This is a genomic window from Burkholderia sp. DN3021, assembly GCF_049805555.1.
In the GTDB taxonomy this organism is placed as follows: domain Bacteria; phylum Pseudomonadota; class Gammaproteobacteria; order Burkholderiales; family Burkholderiaceae; genus Burkholderia; species Burkholderia pyrrocinia_C.
The window spans coordinates 1-2129 of the sequence record NZ_JBNCAB010000206.1; the positions used below are offsets into that span (position 1 = coordinate 1).

At 54.3% G+C, this 2129-nt stretch carries 4 protein-coding genes; 2 read left to right on the plus strand and 2 right to left on the minus strand.

All coding sequences use genetic code 11. The annotated features are described in order from the left end of the window. The coding region (locus tag ACPUER_RS36435; RefSeq protein WP_425133542.1) for a hypothetical protein at positions 1–923 on the plus strand (923 nt) is incomplete at its 5' end. A gap of 81 nt (positions 924–1004) precedes the next feature. After that, the gene (locus ACPUER_RS36440) at positions 1005–1256 is read left to right on the plus strand and encodes a hypothetical protein (protein WP_425133543.1); all 252 of its coding nucleotides are present in this window, start codon (positions 1005–1007) and stop codon (positions 1254–1256) included. 133 nt (positions 1257–1389) lie between these two features. Here ACPUER_RS36440 and ACPUER_RS36445 read toward each other — a convergent pair whose 3' ends face one another. Both ACPUER_RS36445 and ACPUER_RS36450 read right to left on the minus strand, forming a co-directional pair. Next, on the minus strand, positions 1390–1635 hold the full coding sequence (locus tag ACPUER_RS36445) for a hypothetical protein (protein ID WP_425133544.1): 246 nt from the start codon (positions 1633–1635) through the stop codon (positions 1390–1392). Beyond that, positions 1605–2129 (minus strand): IS66 family transposase (locus tag ACPUER_RS36450; protein WP_425133545.1); only part of this gene is annotated, 525 nt, incomplete at its 5' end. The genes ACPUER_RS36445 and ACPUER_RS36450, both read right to left, overlap by 31 nt.

Sequence of the window (2129 nt, forward strand, 5' to 3'; positions counted from 1 at the left end):
CAGGTGAAGTTGCACCTTATTCTTTCATCGACGTATGTGCAAAACCCCGCAGAGTAGCGCGGCAAACATTAGGGACGAACTTATTGAGTTGTTTTCCCTTCGCCAGTCGGACCGACCGACGATATCTTTCGGTCGATAACAGCAACCCTTCCGTACCCAATGCGGGTCAGCTGGGTGCGATGTCGTACAACATTAATTTTGGCCCTCTGTCAAGACTTAAATTGGGTTTGGCAAAATACAATAACAGAATACAAAAATTTGATGTTAAAGCGAATAAATTCGTTGACTCAAATGAATATGAGACGGTTGCTGTTGCGGGACGCACGCAATTGCAGAATTCGCGCTTTCTCGATGAGGCGAAGGTGCGTGCTGAACTTAGAAAGATTAATCGCTTATATGAGCAGTTGAATGAATTGTCAGACACGTATCACGGTGCTGGTGCTGTGGGGTTGAGGGATAACTTAAGTACTGGGGTGGAGATTAGTGAAGCCGCGGCGACGGTGAATCTCGGTGATAGCTCAATAGGAACAGAAGTTTTTGTGACGCTCAGGAAGGGAGGTGGAATCGAGTGTGATCAGATAGTTGGCGTGACACAAATCAAAGATGGTGAATTAGGCTGGAATGGACTCTCGAGCGAGATAAGTGAATTGGATGTGGATTTCGTGCTGGCGCATCCCTATACCATTGTCAATAAATATCCAGATTTTCGGAAGTACGTTATCGATAGATTGAGAATTTCGCCGTCTGAGTTGGATAATTACCAATTGAAACGCTCTGGGTTGCAAACCGTGTATGCCGGTCTCGAGCGAATGTATTCCGAGAGTGGTTATTCTCGCGTCAAGAAAATCACGACCAAAGCCATTAACCCAATTACAGCAAACGAATTTATGAAGCGGGGGGGGGAGGCGGTTCCGTTGCAGTAACGAGACAGGGTAAGGGCACCTCGAAAAACCGTTCGGACGCTGGCATGATGCCACTGAGGCCGCAGGGATGAGGATGTGAAGATGATCAAGGTGAGTCTGTTCGCGGAGCAGGAACGTGAGACCAAGCTGGACAAGATAGGCGATGCGCTGAGCAAGCTGGGCGAGCACGTGGATTTTGCGGCGCTGGGAGGAGATCGACGAGGCGGTGCCCCGGCCGGGCGGAGAGCGCGGTGGTCGCCCGCCGTTTCCGACCGAACTGATGGTGCGGGTGCTGGTGGTGCAGGGCTTTGTTCGACAGGGTATGCGGGACGTGTCAGGAATTTCGTGTGCTGAGGCCGGTTAAAGGTCTCAGCTGATGGCGGAGGTGAATCGCTCGCCGAACAGAATGGCGAACTGATTTGTGCGATTCACATGTATTAGCCGGGACTCGATCTGACAGGTAGTCGGGCCTACAAAGAACGAGCCATCAATGGGGGATGAGTTTCTCCTTGGCTAGTTCGAGCGAATCGAGGAAAGTACGCATCGGCGTCTTGCCATAACACCAGCGCCCCTGATGCTCTCGTTCATTGTTGTACTGGTCGAGCCACGCATCAAGGTCCGTCTGCAGCGTAGCGATCGAGTCGTAGATCTTCTTTCGGAAGACGATGCGATAGAACGTATGCGGTCTTTTAACAACGCCCCTCAGCGGTTGAGGGCGGAAGGCATTCTCCAAGGCATGAGATCGGCATAGTCGTCGGCAGTTGCAGCGAGCGGCAACTTGGTGAACAGCCAGACCAGATAGCGATACGGCTCGACGCCGTTCGCCTTGCACGTCTCGACGAGGGAGTACAGGTTGGCACTGGCCTGCGCGCCGGCGACCGTATCGGAGAACAGCCAGCCCTTGCGGCCAACGACGAACGGCCGGATCGCGTTCTCACACAGGTTGTTCGAGATCGGCCAGTTGCCGTTACCGACGTAGCGGACCAGCTTGGGCCACTGTCCGCTCATGTACTGTAATGCCTTGCCGAGCAGACTCGACGGCACGACGCCCGGCAGATGCTCGATCAGCATGCGCTCGATGATGGCGAGCACGCGGGCGCTGTATCGGGCGCGCAGTCGCTGCCGGCATTCAGGCTTCCACTTCGCGCTGCGTGCCTCGGCCGCGAACAGCTTGCCGATCAGCACGACGAAGCGCGTGGCCAGCAGATCCGGCGAGCGTGCAGCCTT